13 protein-coding genes are annotated in these 18,225 nt (G+C 43.3%); 12 read left to right on the top strand and 1 reads right to left on the bottom strand.

Annotated features, from left to right (window positions below; translation table 11 throughout):
* The first annotated feature begins 31 nt into the window (after window positions 1-31).
* The 9 genes from J2S00_RS07015 (at window position 32) to J2S00_RS06975 (ending at window position 13,613) form a co-directional block, all read left to right on the top strand.
* Window positions 32-928: a carbohydrate ABC transporter permease gene (locus J2S00_RS07015; protein ID WP_307337308.1), complete on the top strand. Its 897-nt coding sequence runs from the start codon at window positions 32-34 to the stop codon at window positions 926-928.
* Between the two features lies 1 nt (window position 929).
* Window positions 930-1,760, top strand: coding sequence for a carbohydrate ABC transporter permease (locus J2S00_RS07010; RefSeq protein ID WP_307337304.1), 831 nt, complete (start codon window positions 930-932; stop codon window positions 1,758-1,760).
* 61 nt (window positions 1,761-1,821) lie between these two features.
* The gene (ebgA, locus tag J2S00_RS07005) at window positions 1,822-4,995 is read left to right on the top strand and encodes a beta-galactosidase subunit alpha (protein WP_307337301.1); all 3,174 of its coding nucleotides are present in this window, start codon (window positions 1,822-1,824) and stop codon (window positions 4,993-4,995) included.
* An 89-nt stretch (window positions 4,996-5,084) separates the two neighbouring features.
* Entirely contained in the window at window positions 5,085-6,233 is a 1,149-nt protein-coding gene (dgoD, locus tag J2S00_RS07000) for a galactonate dehydratase (RefSeq protein ID WP_307337298.1), read from the top strand.
* A gap of 83 nt (window positions 6,234-6,316) precedes the next feature.
* Window positions 6,317-7,264, top strand: a complete 948-nt coding sequence (locus J2S00_RS06995) for an aldo/keto reductase family protein (protein WP_307337295.1) — start codon at window positions 6,317-6,319, stop codon at window positions 7,262-7,264.
* Window positions 7,265-7,540: 276 nt separating this feature from the next.
* Window positions 7,541-8,911, top strand: coding sequence for an MATE family efflux transporter (locus J2S00_RS06990; RefSeq protein ID WP_307337292.1), 1,371 nt, complete (start codon window positions 7,541-7,543; stop codon window positions 8,909-8,911).
* Between the two features lie 273 nt (window positions 8,912-9,184).
* Window positions 9,185-10,687, top strand: coding sequence for an alpha-N-arabinofuranosidase (locus J2S00_RS06985; RefSeq protein WP_307337288.1), 1,503 nt, complete (start codon window positions 9,185-9,187; stop codon window positions 10,685-10,687).
* Window positions 10,688-10,790: 103 nt separating this feature from the next.
* Window positions 10,791-12,308 carry an arabinosylfuranosidase ArfA gene (arfA, locus tag J2S00_RS06980; protein ID WP_307337285.1) on the top strand — a complete coding sequence of 506 codons (1,518 nt, stop codon included), beginning with the start codon at window positions 10,791-10,793 and terminating at the stop codon, window positions 12,306-12,308.
* A gap of 66 nt (window positions 12,309-12,374) precedes the next feature.
* Window positions 12,375-13,613: a sn-glycerol-1-phosphate dehydrogenase gene (locus tag J2S00_RS06975; RefSeq protein ID WP_307337283.1), complete on the top strand. Its 1,239-nt coding sequence runs from the start codon at window positions 12,375-12,377 to the stop codon at window positions 13,611-13,613.
* Here the strand turns inward: J2S00_RS06975 and J2S00_RS06970 are convergent.
* Window positions 13,608-14,549 carry an ArsR/SmtB family transcription factor gene (locus J2S00_RS06970; RefSeq protein ID WP_307337280.1) on the bottom strand — a complete coding sequence of 314 codons (942 nt, stop codon included), beginning with the start codon at window positions 14,547-14,549 and terminating at the stop codon, window positions 13,608-13,610. The two genes, J2S00_RS06975 and J2S00_RS06970, sit on opposite strands and share 6 nt — an antisense overlap.
* Window positions 14,550-14,986: 437 nt before the next feature.
* Here J2S00_RS06970 and J2S00_RS06965 point away from each other — a divergent pair, with 437 nt between their 5' ends.
* The 3 genes from J2S00_RS06965 (at window position 14,987) to J2S00_RS06955 (ending at window position 18,174) form a co-directional block, all read left to right on the top strand.
* Entirely contained in the window at window positions 14,987-16,306 is a 1,320-nt protein-coding gene (locus J2S00_RS06965; RefSeq protein ID WP_307337276.1) for an ABC transporter substrate-binding protein, read from the top strand.
* Between the two features lie 82 nt (window positions 16,307-16,388).
* The gene (locus J2S00_RS06960; RefSeq protein ID WP_307337273.1) at window positions 16,389-17,327 is read left to right on the top strand and encodes a carbohydrate ABC transporter permease; all 939 of its coding nucleotides are present in this window, start codon (window positions 16,389-16,391) and stop codon (window positions 17,325-17,327) included.
* Between the two features lie 4 nt (window positions 17,328-17,331).
* The gene (locus tag J2S00_RS06955; RefSeq protein WP_307337270.1) at window positions 17,332-18,174 is read left to right on the top strand and encodes a carbohydrate ABC transporter permease; all 843 of its coding nucleotides are present in this window, start codon (window positions 17,332-17,334) and stop codon (window positions 18,172-18,174) included.
* Window positions 18,175-18,225: the final 51 nt, after the last annotated feature.

Genomic DNA, 18,225 nt, shown 5'->3' with positions numbered 1-18,225 from the left:
CCAAGGGGTGTCAATTTGGAGGTGATTTAAAATGGTATATGTTAATAAATTGAACAGAAAAGGGAAAATCTCTATGCAGGACGTAAGTCCATACTTGTTTATATCTCCATTTTTTATTTTGTTTGCTGTCTTTATGCTGTATCCTCTTGTTTATTCCTTAGTACTTAGTTTTAGTGAATGGAGAGGAGGTGAAATCAATTATGTAGGTTTGGCAAATTATCAACAGCTTTTCACTGATCCGTTATTTTGGCAATCTCTATATGTTACTGGATTAATCTTAGTTATACAGGTTCCTATCATGTTATTATTGGCAACCGTTTTAGCCACTGTATTAAATTCCAACTTGTTAAGGTTTAAGGGGATCTTTAGACTAGCTTTTTTTATGCCAGTACTCATTGATTTAGTTACCTACTCCCTCGTATTTTCGCTTATGTTTAATGAAAACTATGGAATGATTAATCAATTTCTTGGTTTGTTTGGTATTGAACCTATTCGATGGTTTGCAGATGGATTTTGGGCCAAAGTTTTGATCATTGTAGCACTAACTTGGCGGTGGACAGGTTACAATACAATTATTATTCTATCAGGTTTGCAAAATGTTCCTAGGGATTTATATGAATCGGCCAATATTGATGGAGCGGGCCCAGTGACTAGTTTTTTCAAAATTACTGTACCTATGCTCAAACCGGTAATCTTGTTTTGTGCAATCCTCTCAACTATAGGGACACTACAACTTTTTGCTGAACCTTATGTGCTTACTGGAGGAGGTCCAAGGAACGAAACGACTACAGTGATTCTATATTTGTATGACAAAGCTTTTGGATCTTTTAATTTTGGGCTAGCTTCTGCAGGAGCCTATGTCGTAACCACTATTATAGCCATCTTGTCCTATCTTCAGATTCGTATGTCCAAAGGAGGGGAAATATAACATGCATATGAGACAAGAATTTAACAAATTGTTGTTACTCATTGTAGCAATGGTTGGTGTAACTATATCAATATTTCCCTTCTATTGGATGTTTACGGCGTCAACCTTAACAGAATCACAAATTTTTAAAGTCCCTCCTACATTGGTGCCCGGGACCAACTTCTTTGAGAATTTAGATAAATTGCAGAATGCCTGGCCGGTCTGGAAAGCTTTGTTTAACAGTATTTTCGTTTCCGGTATCACAACAGTAACGACTGTATTTTTTTCAGCTTTGGCTGGTTTTGCCTTTGCCAAATATCAATTTAAGGGTCGCGAGCTTCTGTTTTTTGCCGTTTTATTAATTATGATGGTACCAACTCAAGTGATGCTTGTCCCGATGTTTATCATTATGATGAATTTTGATTGGATTGACACCTATTACGCGTTAATCATTCCATTTCTGGTTACGCCGTTTGGAGTGTTCCTGATGAGGCAGCAAATGCTGGGATTTCCGACAGAGTTAATTGAAGCTGCCCGTATAGATGGATGTAAAGATTTAGGCATTTTTTTCAAAATTGTGTTACCAACGATGAAGCCCGCTTGTGCAGCACTTGGCATCGTGACTTTCATGCAGCAGTGGGGAAATTTTATATGGCCGTTGGTCGTCATCAACTCAAGAGAAATGTATACATTGCCGCTCATGTTGGCGATGATGGTGCAACCAGGACAAGTTGTTCAATATGGTCCAGTTATGGTTGGTGCTGTCCTTGGGCTAATCCCAATGTTGCTGTTATTCCTTCTATTCCAAAAACATTTCGTTTCAGGTGTCTTTAGCGGATCTGTGAAAGGATAGAAAAAAATGGTTCAGCAGTATACATTATACACAAATTTATGCTGATGGAGGTCTGATCTATATGAGTAGACAGAGGGATTGGGAAAACTTAGAGGTTCTTCATAAAAATCGATTGCCGGAAAGATCATATTATATTCCTTACAAAAGTGAAACTTCGGCTTTAACTTATGAAAGAGGCTATGCGGAAGGATTTAAATTGTTAAACGGAGTGTGGAAGTTTCATTATGCTGAATCTCCTCAACTTGCTCCTGCACATTTTTATGAAGAATCTTTTGACACAAGTGAATGGGATGACCTTCCAGTGCCAGCCAACTGGCAAATGCATGGTTACGGTAAACCCCATTATACCAATGTACAATATCCATTTCCGATAGATCCACCTCACGTTCCTACTGAAAATCCGACAGGTTCGTATCGCCGGGAGTTTTATATCCCTAAGGAATGGATGGATCAACAGGTTTTTCTTCGCTTTGAAGGAGTTGACAGCGCATTTCATGTTTGGATCAATGGGCAGGAAGTAGGATATAGCCAAGGCAGCCGTGTCCCTAGTGAATTTAATGTAACGCCGTTTATACGAGAAGGGAAAAACGTGATTGCCGTTCGGGTCTATCAGTGGTCTGATGCGAGTTATATCGAAGACCAGGATATGTGGTGGCTAAGCGGCATCTTTCGCGATGTCTACTTGTTAGCTAGACCCCATGTTTACATCAGAGACTTCTTTGTACGAACTTATCTGGATGAATACTATGACAACGCGGTGCTTCAACTAGATGCGTATATTACAAACAGCCTGAATACTGCCGTTTCCAACTACCAGCTTCATGTTAAATTGGTTAATGCATCCTACCAAACTATAGTAAATAAGACTATGATTGAGAATTTAAACATCTCTGGTGCGATTGAAACCAAGCAAACTACTAAAATTCCGGTAGAAAATCCAGAAAAATGGTCAGCTGAAAATCCGTATTTGTATCATCTGCTACTGACATTAAAAGATGAAAATGGACAAACGGTAGAAGTAATTCCTGCCAAAGTGGGATTCCGTTCTGTCGAAATTAAAGACGGAGTTCTGCTCGTCAATGGCGTTCCAATTATGCTTAAAGGTGTTAACCGGCATGAACACGATCCTGACCTTGGCCGTGCTGTGTCACTAGAGTCGATGATTCAAGATATTAAATTAATGAAACAGCATAATATTAACGCGGTACGTACGGCACATTATCCAAATGATCCGCGGTTTTACGAGCTGTGCGATGTCTATGGATTATATGTGATTGATGAAGCCGATCTAGAATGTCACGGATTTGATCTCATTAACAACATCAATCAAATAAGTGATGATCCGGCATGGAAAGAGGCATATGTTGACAGGATGGAACGTATGGTTGTGCGTGACAAAAACCATCCGTCTATCATCATGTGGTCTTTAGGAAATGAATCTGGATTCGGAACCAATCATGTGGCCATGGCTGAATGGGCCAGAGCTTACGATCCAACAAGGCCGCTTCATTACGAAGGGGAATGCAGAGCGCTTATGATGGAAAGTAATGATAATCCAATTGATGAACCGGTTTGTTCTGATGTGTTTACGACTATGTATACATCGGTTGATGTCTTGGATACTCTCGGAGAGCGGACAGATTTAACAAAACCGCATATACTTTGTGAATATGCCCATGCCATGGGCAATGGTCCTGGAGGATTTAAAGAGTATTGGGAAACGTTTTATAAACATAGAAGGTTGCAAGGTGGGTTTGTTTGGGAATGGTGCGATCATGGTATTCGCCAAACCACAGAGGATGGAAAAGAATATTTTGCATACGGGGGTAATTTTGGTGAGACCCCCCATGATTCTAATTTTGTCATTGATGGGTTAGTATATCCAGACCGGAGACCGTCTCCAGCCTTGATCGAATACAAGAAAGTGATCGAGCCTGTCAAAGTAGAAGCCATTGATTTAGCAAAGGGAGAGATGAAAATAACTAATCTATATGACTTTATCTCTCTCGATCATGTTACTATTGCCTGGTCCATTGTTTCAGAAGGTAAAGTGATTGATAAAGGGACATTACCTGTTCCTGAATTGGCTGCAGGTAGGACAGGACACATTAGGATTCCTTATTCTCTTCCGGAAAAGATACTGTCCGGTACCGAATACTTGTTAAACGTCAAATTTCTCCTTGCAGAAGATACATTGTGGGCTCAAGCAGGACATGAAATTGCCTGGGCTCAATACCAGTTGCCTGTGGTTAATACCACTCCCTTGGAAACTAATCCGATCATGTACCCGCTAAGTATTAAAAATGACAATAATACACTTATGATAATGGGCGATTCTTTTTCTATTGCTTTTAACAAAATTTATGGAATAATCGAATCTTGGTCGTATGAAGGAATTCAATTGCTAAAAGAAGGGCCGCAATTAAATGTCTGGCGGGCACCTACCGATAATGACAGACTGGCCAATGCCAATTGGAAATCAATAAGTTCTGAAGAAGAGTGGAAAAGATACGGATTACATACGATGCAGCACCGGGTAGTTCGAGTAGATTATGAGCACTCATCAGATGGAAAAAGAGTTGATGTTTTTGTCACTGTCCGCATGGCACCTCCTCGTTTAGCCTGGGGAATTGTAACCAATTATCATTATGCTATTTATGGAAGCGGCGATGTGATCCTCAGTGTTGTTGGAAATCCGGAGGGGGACACGCCTGAAACTCTGCCCAAGGTCGGCTTACGGATGAAACTCCCTGTCTATTTTGATCAAGTATCATGGTATGGCAGGGGACCAGGAGAAGCATATGTTGACAGTAAATTGGCCAACCGTTTTGGAATGTGGTCAAAACAAGTAGAAGACCTTTATACGCCTTACGTGTATCCGCAAGAAAATGGCAACCGTCATGAAGTGAGATGGGTGTCGTTAACAGACAAACGTGGTATCGGCATTTTGGCTGTCGGTATGCCGACACTGGATTTCAGCGCCCACCTGTATTCCGCTGAAAATATGGAAAACGCCCGACACAAATATGACTTAGTTAAGCAAGATGCCATTCACTTTAATCTTGATTATCGACAACATGGGCTTGGTTCGGCAAGTTGCGGTCCTGACGTCCTTGACAAGTATAAGCTGAAAACGGCACCGTTCCGTTTCCAATTCCGATTAAAACCTTATTCGAAGGATCAGCTTTCACCTGAAGCCGCAAGTAAATTTACAGTAGGTGAGCTAGTTGAATAGCAGCTGTGTAGCTATTAGACCAATATTGTGGTAGATTGAATATAGAGTCATCATCTGTTCATCATCAATGATACGGGGTGAATACTCATATGAAAATTACAAGTATGGAGTGTTTTATCGTACCGCCGCGCTGGCTATTCTTAAAAATTGAAACGGATGAAGGCATTGTAGGATGGGGAGAACCTATTGTCGAAGGAAAAGCTTATACCGTGAAAGCAGCAGTAGAAGAAATGAGTGATTATTTAATAGGGAAGGACCCGTTGAGAATAGAAGATCACTGGCAAACACTCTATCGTGGCGGGTTTTATCGGGGCGGTCCAGTTTTGATGAGTGCCATCGCGGGCATTGACCAAGCTTTATGGGATATTAAAGGAAAATTCTATAACGCCCCAATTTACGAATTACTAGGAGGGGCGTGCCGGGATTCGGTCCGGGTCTATTCCTGGATAGGCGGTGACCGTCCGAGCGAGGTGGGACAGGCGGCAAAAGAAAAGGCAGAGGCTGGATTTACTGCCGTTAAAATGAATGGTACTGAGGAGTTGCAATATATTGATTCCTATAAAAAGATTGATCAGATTTTGGAACGGGTAGCTGCCATTCGTGAAGCGGTTGGCGATGATTTTGGAATTGCCATTGATTTTCACGGACGTGTGCATAAACCGATGGCCAAAATATTAGCCAGAGAGCTTGAACCGTTCCGTCCGATGTTTATTGAGGAACCTGTATTACCGGAAAATAATGAAGCGTTACGGGAAATAGCCCGGGTAACGACGATCCCAATCGCTACAGGTGAGCGCATGTTTTCACGTTGGGACTTTAAAGGCTTACTGGCAGATGGTTACGTAGATATTATTCAGCCCGATCTTTCCCATGCAGGCGGAATTACTGAATGCAAGAAGATCTTCTCCATGGCAGAAGCTTACGATGTAGCCGTCGCACCTCATTGTCCCCTTGGTCCTATCGCATTAGCGGCATGTCTTCAAGTTGATGCTACGGCTTACAATGTATTTATTCAAGAGCAAAGTTTAGGTATTCACTACAATCAAGGGAACGATATATTGGATTATCTTGAAGACCCCACCGTATTTGAATATAAAAATGGATATGTAGATATCCTTAAAGGCCCCGGACTGGGTATTACCGTTAATGAAGAATTTGTTAGAAAACAGGCTCAGATTGGACATAACTGGAAAAATCCTGTGTGGAGGCATCAAGACGGAACGATTGCGGAGTGGTAAAGGTGAGTTGAAAAGCTAAGCCGTGTCTTGAAAGCAGGAAGTTTGTTTGACATGTATTAAACTTTAACTGAGAGGTGTTGATCATGAACTACCGCCGGTTGGGCCGTTCCGGGTTAAAGGTGAGTGAGATCAGCCTGGGAAGTTGGTTGACCTTTGGCAAATCAGTCGATAAGGAAACGGCTGTCAAAACCATTCAAAAGGCCTATGAATTGGGTGTCAACTTCTTTGATTCAGCCAACGTATATGAACGTGGGGAGGGGGAAAGGGTGATGGCGGTAGCTTTAAAACCCTTTCCCCGGGAGTCCTATGTCATTACCACCAAGGCATTCTGGCCCATGGGAGACGGGCCGAATGACAGGGGCTTGTCCCGGAAGCATGTGTTTGAGCAGGTTCATGCCAGTTTAAAGCGGATGAAGCTGGATTATATTGATATATTCTACTGCCACCGCTATGATCCTGAGACACCGGTGGATGAAACCTTAAGGACAATTGATGATCTGATCCGGCAAGGCAAAATCTTATATGCCGGGGTGAGTGAATGGACGGCAGCTCAAATCCGGGAGGCGCTTCATGTGGCGGATAAATACTTGCTTGATCGAATCGTGGTCAATCAGCCTCAATATAATATGTTGTACCGGTACATTGAAGAAGAAATTATTCCGTTGTGTGAGGAGAATGGCATTGCCCAAGTGGTTTTCTCGCCTTTGGCCCAAGGGGTGCTGACCGGCAAATACAAGCGGGGACAAATTCCCCAAGACAGCCGGGCTGCCAAGGATGACATCAATATGTTTATCGGCAAGTTTTTGGAAGAGCAAGTATTGGAAAAAGTGGAGCGGCTGGAGCGAGTGGCCAAGGAACTCAATATGAGTTTGTCCACATTGGCGCTTGCCTGGGTTTTACGTCAGGACAACGTGGCTAGTGCTTTGGTTGGGGCCAGCCGTCCCGAGCAGATTGAGGAGAACGTAAAAGCATCAGGTGTACATTTGTCACAAGAAGTGATTGAGAAAATTGAAGAAATTCTGGCCAGTTAAGTGGCGAGGAGATAACGCTTTGCATCCAATGATGCTGGCAAGCGGGGGCGTCCTGCTTCCGCTTCGAGCTATTTCTTTGTATCACTGGGGAATGAATATATGCTACCGCCCTATGACATTGCCTCTGGAACAATTCCGGGTTTACCGCTATTTTGGGCATGAATATATACCTGCCTTTCATACTGAAACACTTCATTTTTTGCCAAACACTTGAAAAGTCAGGTCTGTATCATTAGAATATCACGAGAAAAATCATACTGTAGGGAGTAAGGCCAGATGAAACAACCTAAGGAAGAAGGGCGCGGGTTAAGCCTGGTTGCTTTAACCTGGCCCATTTTTATTGAAATCTTATTGTTTATGATGGTGCAGTTTGCCGATATATTCATGCTCAGCTTTATTTCCGATGAAGCCGTCGCTGCGGTAGGTGTAGCGAATGACCTGATGGTCATCACTTTTATCTTATTTAACTTTGTGGCGGTTGGAACCGGTGTGGTCGTGGCCCAGTACCTGGGGGCCAAGAAGAAGGCTGAAGCGTCCAAGATTGAGGCCAATGCACTGGTCGTCAATGTGGTCTTTGGGCTTATGGTCAGCCTGGTGCTGGTGATCTTCAGACAGGAACTGCTGGGATTGTTTAGCCTGGATCCAGATGTGAAGGGCTATGCCAGCGGTTATATGCTGATTGTGGGCTGTACCTTGTTTACCCAGGCCCTGCTGTTTACATTAGCCGCCATCATTCGTTCCAACGGGTTTACTCGGGATGCCATGTATGTTTCCTTAGGAATGAACGTGGTAAATGTGATTGGGAATTATCTGTTCATCTTCGGCGCTTTGGGCGTGCCCCAATTGGGCGTTACAGGGGTGGCCATCTCGACTGCGGCCAGCCGCATATTGGGCATGATCACCCTGTTTATCCTGCTGTACCGCCGGTTAGAGGTGCGCATTGAATGGCAGGATTACTTGACCCTCAACAAAGGTTACCTGAAAAAAATCCTGCAGGTAGGGGCGCCTGCCGCCGGGGAGCACATGGTCTACCAGGTTCAGCAGCTTGTTTTTACCTTTTTTATCTCCATGTTGGGCACGGCTGCCCTGGCTACTAAAGTATACACATTCAACCTGATGATGTTTATCTTGTTGTTCAGCCTTTCCGTTGGGCAAGGTATGCAGATTTTAATCGGCCATCTCGTTGGTGCGGGGCGAATGGAGGAAGCCTACCGGCGGGCATTTAAAAGCTTGAAAGTCAGCATGCTGATCACGGTCAGCATGGCTGTTGTGTTTGCGGTGTTCCGGGAGTCCCTGATCAGGATTTATACGGATGATCCCCATATTATCTCTCTGGGCGCCACCCTGTTGCTTATTTGTTTGATCTTGGAACCGGGGCGCACCTTTAACCTGGTGCTGATCAGTTCCTTGCGGGCAACCGGTGATGCGCGCTTTCCTTTCAAGATGGCCGTTGTTTCCATGTGGGGCATCAGTGTCCCACTCGCTTATGTGCTGGGTATTCACTTCGGCTTGGGTTTAATCGGGGTGTGGGTCGCCTACACAGTGGATGAATGGTTCAGGGGCCTGATCATGCTCGGCCGGTGGAGAAGCCGCAAATGGGAGAGTAAAGTGTTAGTAGAACAGCATGGGGAACAGACAGTGATCTGAGTATGTTACCCGTAATTGGATACTCGACGAGTGGCAAATGTTTGCTATTTTCATATGGGGTGACGGTGGTTTACACTGCCGGCACCCCATTCTGTTAGCATTGAATATTCAAAAAATAGTTGACGTTAAAGACAGTATTGCGTTAATATAAACATAAGGCATTAATAATTAATATATATATTAATCACTAAACAAAAGGGACTAATTTTTCAATTATTTATAAAAATTGCATATATTATACAAGCATTAAGATTTGATTGGGAGGTGCAGCAGATGGAAAACCAGGTGGTGATCAATACGGATATCACCAAGGGTAAAATCAGCCGGTATATTTACGGACATTTTGCTGAACATTTGGGACGCTGTATCTATGAAGGCATTTGGGTTGGTGAAGACTCTCACATTCCCAATACATACGGCATCCGGCAGGATGTTGTTGAGGCGTTGAAAAAAATAAAAGTCCCTGTTTTAAGATGGCCGGGTGGCTGTTTTGCCGATGAGTACCATTGGAAGGATGGGGTGGGGCCCAGGGAAAGGAGAAAGAAAATGATCAACACCCACTGGGGAGGTGTTGTGGAAAATAATCACTTTGGCACACACGAGTTTATGTTGCTTTGCGAAATGATCGGTTGTGAGCCCTATATATCCGGCAATGTTGGCAGCGGGACTGTCCAGGAAATGTCGGAGTGGATAGAATACATCACCTTTGATGGCACATCTTCCATGGCCGACTGGCGCAGGGAGAATGGCAGGGAAAAACCGTGGCGCCTGAAATACTTTGGCATAGGCAATGAAAATTGGGGTTGCGGAGGGCACATGCATCCCCAATATTATGCTGACCTTTACCGGAGATACCAAACCTATGTGCGTAACTATGGGGATAATCGCCTTTACAAGATTGCTTGTGGCCCCAATACTGACGATTATGAGTGGATGGAAACGGTGATGCGTGAAGCGCATCAGTGGATGGACGGCATCAGCCTGCATTATTATACGGTCCCTGGAGACTGGTGGACCGGAAAAGGATCAGCAACAGACTTTGATGAAAAAGAATGGTTTGTCACTTTGAAAAAAGCACTGAGGATGGAAGAATTGATCACGAAGCACACCAACATCATGGATAAGTATGACCCAGAGAAAAGAATCGGCCTCATTGTTGATGAGTGGGGCACCTGGTATGATGTGGAACCGGGGACAAACCCAGGGTTTCTCTATCAGCAAAACACCATTCGTGACGCACTAGTGGCTGGCGTTACGTTTAATATTTTCAATCACCACTGTGATAGGGTGCATATGGCTAATCTTGCCCAACTGGTTAATGTTCTTCAGTCAGTGATGCTGACAGATGGGGAAAAGATGATTCTCACCCCCACTTACCATGTGTTTGACATGTATCAAGTTCACCAAGACGCCTGGCTGTTGGATACCTATCTTACCAGTGCCAATTATGAACACGGCGGTGAACTTCTGCCGCAAATCTCGGTATCTGCGTCCAAAGACGAGATAGGTCTTATTCATATCAGTTTATGCAACCTCAGTCATGAATCAAGCGCAAAGGTTCACATTCAGTTACGTGGTTCGGACTCGGCTCATTTTGAGGTGAAAGGAGTAGAATTAACCGCCCAAGATATGCGGGCCCATAACACATTCGAAGAGCCTGACGCTGTTGAGCCAACGGAGTACCGGCGTTATACCGTCACTGACCAGGGGATTGAAGCCATGCTTTCGCCAATGTCAGTAACGGTTCTTGAATTAAATCTGAAACAGGAACAATAAGCTGGCACGCCAAGGGAAAACCGTTTCTTATGGAAATGATGTTAATAGATATGTAATACAATAATATATTTATAAATTAATTGAACTAGAGAGGATGAATGCCATGACCAATTCGCTAAAAGCTAAGATGGTGATTGACAAGGATTTCCGAATCTCTGACATTGATCCCCGTATCTATGGTTCTTTTATCGAGCATTTGGGCAGAGCCGTTTATGGAGGTATCTACGAACCGGATCATCCCCAGGCAGACCAGAATGGGTTTCGCCGGGACGTGATGGAACTGGTCAAGGAATTAAGGGTGCCCATAGTCCGCTATCCAGGCGGCAACATGGTTTCAGCATATAACTGGGAAGACGGTGTCGGTCCCGAGGAACAGCGGCCGCGCCGGCTAGAACTGGCCTGGAGAACAATTGAAACCAATGAATTTGGGACCAATGAGTTTGTCCAATGGGCCAAGGAGGTTAATGCTGAGGTCATGATGGCGGTGAATCTTGGCACCCGTGGCATCGACGCTGCCCGAAATTTTATTGAATACTGCAACCATCCAGGAGGGACCTATTGGAGCGACCTGCGCAAAAAACATGGCTTTGAGCAACCTCATCACATTAAAACATGGTGCCTGGGGAATGAGATGGATGGCCCTTGGCAGATTGGGCACAAAACACCAGAAGAATATGGCCGGTTAGCTGTGGAAACAGCCAAGGCGATGCGCTTAGTGGACCCAACCATTGAATTGGTCGCCTGTGGCAGTTCTAACTCCAGCATGCCCACATTTCCGGAGTGGGAAGCCATTACGTTGGAGCATACGTATGAGCAGGTCGATTATATATCGTTACACACCTACTATGGCAACAGGGAAAATGATACGGCAAATTTCTTAGCCAAGTCGCTGGATATGGATCATTTTATTAAAACGGTGATATCGACCTGTGACTATATTAAAGCAAAGAAGCGCAGCAAGAAAACAATCAACCTCAGCTTTGACGAGTGGAATGTGTGGTACCATTCCAATGAGGCAGACAAAAAAATTGAGCCTTGGACAATTGCACCCCCCCAATTAGAAGACGTTTATAATTTTGAAGACGCTTTGTTAGTCGGGTGCATGCTGATCACGTTATTAAAGCATGCTGACCGGGTCAAAATCGCGTGTTTGGCCCAATTAGTCAACGTCATTGCGCCCATTATGACGGAGAATGGGGGACGCTCTTGGCGGCAAACCATTTATTATCCGTATCTGCATGCCTCCCTTTTTGGACGGGGTATTTCCTTGCAGCCTGTGATCTCATCCCCCGTTTATGACAGCAAGGATTTTACCGATGTTCCCTATTTGGAACCTGCCGTTGTTTATAACGAAGAGCAAGACGAATTGACCATTTTTGCAGTTAACCGCCATCTTGAAAAATCCCTTGAAGTGACTTGTGATGTGCGCAGTTTCGAAGGATATCGGATTGTAGAACACATTGTCCTTGAGCACGACGATTTAAAAGCGACAAACACGGCTGAAGTGGAACGGGTCAAGCCGCATACATCTGGAAAATCCATATTAAATGACGGCCTGCTCCAAGCCAGCTTATCCAAGGCATCGTGGAACGTGATCCGTCTGAGGAAGGAACACAGATAACTTGCCAGTAGAAGTGGTTAAAAAGCTGATCCCAATCCTAAATTCCTGCAGAGGGAGAGGAAAGGCATGCTTTCCTTTATCGCCAAGATTAATTCACAGGCACAATCGTGCAGCTGCGGGCACCACCATGCCCAGATTACGCTGGATGGCACCATTGCCTCAGGGGCTATTCGCCTCGTCCCCGGTTATATCGGCGCCAAAGGCCTAAATACTGTTTGCGTGGTAGCTGACCGGAATACTGATCAGGCTGCTGGAGAAGAGTTGCGTCATTTGCTCCAAAAAGCTAACTTTCAGGTTCAACAATGTCTGCTTCCTGAAAATAAACACGGTGATGTGGTAGCAGATGAATGCGCTGTGGTTCAACTCTTGCTGAGCGTGACAAACGAAACGGAGCTGCTTTTAGCTGTAGGTTCCGGCACCATTCATGACATTGTGCGTTTTGTCTGCGCAAAAACGGGTAAGCCTTTTCTGTCAATCCCCACTGCGGCTTCAGTGGATGGCTTTACATCCGCTGGAGCCCCTTTGATGATTAATCAAGTGAAACAAACGGTAAAAGCCATTTCCCCTCTGGCCATTTTTGCAGATTTAGACATATTGGAACAGTCTCCCCGGGATATGACAGCGGCAGGTTTTGGAGATATGCTGGGTAAATGGACATCTTTAGCCGATTGGCGCTTCTCCAAAGCAATGGCCAATGAGCCATTCTGTCCCCTTGCTTTCCGTCTGACAGAAGAATCCCTGTTGATGTGCATCCAACATGTGGATGAGATTGCGTCAGGCAGTAAAGAGGGACTGCGGATTTTAATGGAGGCCCTCATCAAATCGGGATTGTCCATGCTGTTAGTGGGACATTCACGGCCGGCCTCCGGAGGGGAACACCATTTGTCCCATATGTGGGAAATGGAACATCTTAGGGCCGGTCGACCACAGCGGTTACATGGTGCCAAGGTGGGGGTAGCTGCGGTGATCATCTCAAGTTTATATCGCACATTGGCCCACATAGAACGCAGAGAACCGTTTAGTGACTATTTGAAGCTTCCGGAACCAACACAATTGGCCAGGTGGCTAAAAACCGTCGGCGGCCCCAGCACGCCCGAAGAACTTGGCATTGAAAGGAAGAACATGGTTCAGACTTTAAAAGCTGCGCCAGATTTAAGGCCAAGAATGACAGGACTAAGGTACATTCGGGACCATCATCCCCGTTTATTGGCAGAAGTTGTACAAGATATGACGACACAGCCGCAGATTGAGGTTAATCACGGCTGTGTCGCTGTCAAGAAGGAAAAGGAGCAAGGAGGCTTATGAGTTTGTTGTCCCATTCTCAACAGGCTGGGGGACGGGGGAGTAATAGAGGCGGAAGATAATATCCTGGTTATAGTTGCCGAAGCCGGTTCCATAGATGGTCACGCCACCGACATGCTGGGCATCCTCATGAACGGCGATGCGAAAGGTCCACTGTGTCTCGCGGATCCCAATATCAAGAAGGGTGACTTCAGATAATTTGATGCCGTCCATGTAAGTGCCCTTCTCTGTAATGCGCAGGTGTTTGAGCAGGCCATACTGATTCACCACGCTGGGCCACCATTCAGGTGTGTATTTGCCCCGTTTGTCCCCGAAATCTCCTGGGCTGGTCCAAGTGCCCAAATGGACACCGTTTAAATAAAAGGCAATATCTGAGGGCCAATTGTTATTGGTAAACGGTGCTTCCGAAGATAATTCCAGCGAGATCTCAAGTTCCTCCGGTTCCTGGCTGGCCAAAAGGAAGTTAGGCACCTTGTATTCAATATAACCTTGCCCAAACCATAAGATCTTGGCGTTAACCCTTTCTGGATCGAGAAAGTAACGGGGATCGTCAAATTCACCAATGATTTTCTCAGGTGTCGCCAACCCGCAGGTCGGCTTGATATTAAAATCTGTAAAATGGCCGACAGAGACATCAACTTGGTGAAATTCTCTTTTGTTTTCTTGTTTTGATGGAAATATAATTTCGATTTTGTCTACATTAAGAAAGCATAATTTCTGTAAACCTGCTTTGCCCGGGATCATTTTAGATTCGATAATGCCCGCTTTCTCCAGCTTTTTGACATGCATGGTCATAATCGCGTTGCTTAAGCCCACTGCTTGAGCTAATTCCCGGATATTCATGGGCTGTTCAGCCAGAAGGTGTATCACTTTTAGCCTGATTTGGCTGGCTAATGCCTCAAAAACAGGCAATGATTGTTCAGAAATGTCCACTTTCATCACACTAAGTCTCCTATCTTTATTATTTGTGATTTAATTAATGTATTTATTAATAAGGATACGAAACTAGGGTTGAAAATACAACCTGTGGATAATGATATTGAAACACCTTTAAGAAATAGTAAAAAGCAAACTTTCTTTTTTATACAATTGAATTTAAAGTTGAACTTAAAGAAAATGTAAATACAAAATAAATAAATTAACTAAATTTGTATTGACAACTAAAAATACTGAATATATAATAAATTTCAGATAAACTACAAACATAAGCCAAAGTTAGAAGTAGATTTATAGTTCTGAAAGGAGTGAGCGAGGGTCAAAAAATTATGAGGAAACATGAAGTGGGTCAGCACTTGAATTAGAATCAAAGGAAAGTATTTTCTTAAAAATCTACAATTTGTATGTAACAATTATTCTTGAGAAAAGGGGGGCTTAACATGCTAAAAAAATATTCTCTGTTATTTGCCATCCTTGTGATGGTACTACTGTTATCGGCTTGTGGTGGAGGCGGGGAAACCACAAATGAGGGAGATACTGAAATTATCGGATCTGAAAGTGACGATGCAGTTGAGTTAACATTTTGGACATTTCAAGGGTTGCATATCGATTTCTTTGAAGATGCGGTATTACGATGGAACGAAGAATATCCAGACCGCCAAATCAGACTAATAGCCCAAGCTTATCCCTATGATAACATGCATAATAACTTGTTACTTGCTTTACAGTCAGGAACGGGTGCTCCCGATTTAGCAGATATTGAAATCAGTCGGTTTTCTAATTACTTACAAGGTGATGTTCAACTTCTTCCACTCAATGATGTGCTCGAACCTGTAATAGAAAACTTTGTACAATCAAGACTAGATATCTATGCAGCCAATGGCAATTACTATGGGATGCCTACCCATGTTGGTGCCACAGTAATGTATTACAATATGGATATTATGAATGAAGCAGGGATTGACCCAGCAGACATTGAGACGTGGGATGATTTTGTAGAAGCAGGCAAGCAAGTGGTTGAAAGAACTGGAAAGCCTATGTTAACAGTAGAAACAGGTGAAATTATGGGCTACTGGTCTATGTTGACACAACGCCAAACAGACTTTTTTGATGAAGAAGGTAACATCACTGTAGATAGTCAGGATGCAATTGAAGTATTACAGTTTTTACATGATTTAGTGCATGTAAATAACATTGCCCAACTTACTCCTGGTGGAGGACATCATGCTGAAGAATACTATGCCTTTATGAATGATGAAGGTGCTGCAGCTGTTCTGATGCCTATGTGGTACATGGGCAGATTCTTGGATTACATGCCTGACCTCGAAGGGAAAATGAAGATTTATCCCTTGCCGGCTTGGGAACCAGGGGGTTATCGTTCAGCCGGAATGGGTGGAACAGGAACAGTGGTGACGAATCAGACAGAACATCCAGAGTTAGCCAAGGAATTTCTTGCTTTTGCTAAGGCAACTTCGGAAGGGAACATTAAGTTATGGCAAGTGCTTGGTTTTGATCCACCCAGATGGGATGTATGGGATTCTCCAGAGTTAAGGGAAGATAATAAATATTACCAATACTTCGGTGATAACATCTTCGATGTACTTCTTGAAATTAGGGAAGAGATTTACCCAGTTAACATCACACCAAATACACCAGAAGTGAATAGTTTGATTACATCAAATGTACTGCACAACGTATTGCGTGAACAAAATCAGACACCTGAAGAAGCACTGACAGAACTGGCTAATCAGTTCCGTTAAATGTAAGCGCTTAATAGTTGGAGTAGTATGTAAAGGGGAGAGATCTTCTCCCCTTAGATTTTAAAAATTGGAGGTCATAACTATGGAAGTTGAGTATGGCAAAGTTGCCCCTAAAAATAAGAATATGAACCGAATAACACGTTCTATATTATATTCGCAAAAGATAGCCCCATATATATTTGTACTCCCTTTTGTCATTTTATTCGTATTGTTATATGGGTATCCATTTATTCAAGCCTTTATTATGAGTTTCCAACAAATATTGCCAGGTCAAGTGCAGTTTATTGGATTGGCTAACTACGAAAGGCTACTTGTTGATTCGAGATTTTATAAAGCTTTGGCCAATTCTGCCCAGTATACATTTTGGACATTGGTATTACTTATTCCCCTTCCTATGTTGTTCGCCGTCTGGTTAAATTCGAAACTCATGTATTTGAAGGATATTTTTAGAGCGGCCATTTTTATACCAGCCTTAACATCTGTAATCGTTGCAGGTGTTATTTTCCGATTGATGTTTGGTGAGACTGAGCAATCCTTTGCTAACCAAATCTTAGGCGTCATTGGAGTGGGACCAGTTGAATGGCGTTTTGGAGCAGGTACTGGCATGTTTTTAATGGTTATTCTTGCCTTTTGGAGATGGATGGGTGTAAATACTCTTTACTTTTTGGCTGGTTTACAGAATATACCTAAAGATCTGTATGAAGCAGCTGAAATTGACGGAGCAGGGGCTATCCAAAAGTTTCGCTATGTCACTCTTCCCCACCTTAAACCGATCACGATTTATGTAACGACTATTAGTATTATCGCCGGGTTTCGTATGTTTGAAGAAAGTTTTGTGTACTGGCAAACTAACTCCCCTGGAGATATAGGTTTGACTGTAGCCCTCTATATTTATGAGCAAGGGATCCAGACCAATAACATGGGGTATGGTGCTGCTGTGGGAAATGTTTTACTATTCATTATATTAATTACCTCACTTATTTACTTGTGGTTTATAGGTGCTTTTAAAAGGGAGGATTAAATCTATGAACTTACAGGCAAAACAAAAACTTGTTTCAGCTATATTAATTTTCTTCTTCATTGTATTGGCTATTTTTGCAATTTTTCCATTGTTGCTTATTACTTTGTCGTCTTTCAAGCCTTCAACGGAACTTATGAGGCATGGGCTTAATCTCTCCTTTAGTTTAGATAATATGAGTTTCAAAAACTATGTTTATATTTTTACTGATGGCCAGGTCTACCTGCGCTGGTATTTAAATAGCATGATCATTACCGGTTTAGTCATCGTCTTGTCGCTGTTTTTTTCATCGCTGGTCGGCTATGCCATGGCCATCTATAACTTTGCCGGAAGGTATGTTCTTTTTGTTTTGGTATTGTTTTCGCTGATGATTCCATTTGAAATACTTATGTTGCCCCTTTATCGGCTTATGGTATCCTTACAACTGATTAACACTTATTTTGGGATTATGTTGCCGATGATCGTCTCTCCTGTCGCTGTGTTTTTTTTCAGACAATTTGCCTTAGGTTTGCCTAAGGAATTGTTGGATTCAGCCAGAATAGATGGATGTACAGAATACGGGATTTTTTTCAGGATCATGGCCCCTCTTATGTTGCCGGCTTATGCGGCCATGGCCATTTTAACTGGTTTGTTCAGTTGGAATAACTTCTTATGGCCATTAATTGTGATCCGTTCCAATGATCTGTTTACCTTGCCTGTTGGTTTGGCGACGTTATTAACACCGTACGGAAACAATTATGACTTGCTGATTTCTGGATCCGTATTAAGCATTATCCCTATTATTATTCTCTTTTTTATCTTTCAGAGATATTTTGTCTCAGGTCTAGCTGCAGGGAGCATCAAAGGATAATAATTTTAAATTAGGAAACTAAAGCATGTAAGAAAGGAAAGTCTGTATGAA

The organism is Caldalkalibacillus uzonensis (assembly GCF_030814135.1).
Lineage (GTDB): Bacteria > Bacillota > Bacilli > Caldalkalibacillales > Caldalkalibacillaceae > Caldalkalibacillus > Caldalkalibacillus uzonensis.
Note: the sequence above shows the minus strand (reverse complement) of the source record. Positions and strands in the feature narration are given on the sequence as shown.

Coding starts and splice junctions, on each gene's coding strand:
- dgoD (WP_307337298.1), top strand. CDS start 5,085: ATGAAAATTACAAGTATGGAGTGTTTTATCGTACCGCCGCGCTGGCTA.
- J2S00_RS06970 (WP_307337280.1), bottom strand. CDS start 14,549: ATGAAAGTGGACATTTCTGAACAATCATTGCCTGTTTTTGAGGCATTA.
- J2S00_RS06965 (WP_307337276.1), top strand. CDS start 14,987: ATGCTAAAAAAATATTCTCTGTTATTTGCCATCCTTGTGATGGTACTA.
- J2S00_RS07010 (WP_307337304.1), top strand. CDS start 930: ATGCATATGAGACAAGAATTTAACAAATTGTTGTTACTCATTGTAGCA.
- ebgA (WP_307337301.1), top strand. CDS start 1,822: ATGAGTAGACAGAGGGATTGGGAAAACTTAGAGGTTCTTCATAAAAAT.
- J2S00_RS06985 (WP_307337288.1), top strand. CDS start 9,185: ATGGAAAACCAGGTGGTGATCAATACGGATATCACCAAGGGTAAAATC.
- J2S00_RS06990 (WP_307337292.1), top strand. CDS start 7,541: ATGAAACAACCTAAGGAAGAAGGGCGCGGGTTAAGCCTGGTTGCTTTA.
- J2S00_RS07015 (WP_307337308.1), top strand. CDS start 32: ATGGTATATGTTAATAAATTGAACAGAAAAGGGAAAATCTCTATGCAG.
- J2S00_RS06955 (WP_307337270.1), top strand. CDS start 17,332: ATGAACTTACAGGCAAAACAAAAACTTGTTTCAGCTATATTAATTTTC.
- arfA (WP_307337285.1), top strand. CDS start 10,791: ATGACCAATTCGCTAAAAGCTAAGATGGTGATTGACAAGGATTTCCGA.
- J2S00_RS06995 (WP_307337295.1), top strand. CDS start 6,317: ATGAACTACCGCCGGTTGGGCCGTTCCGGGTTAAAGGTGAGTGAGATC.
- J2S00_RS06960 (WP_307337273.1), top strand. CDS start 16,389: ATGGAAGTTGAGTATGGCAAAGTTGCCCCTAAAAATAAGAATATGAAC.
- J2S00_RS06975 (WP_307337283.1), top strand. CDS start 12,375: ATGCTTTCCTTTATCGCCAAGATTAATTCACAGGCACAATCGTGCAGC.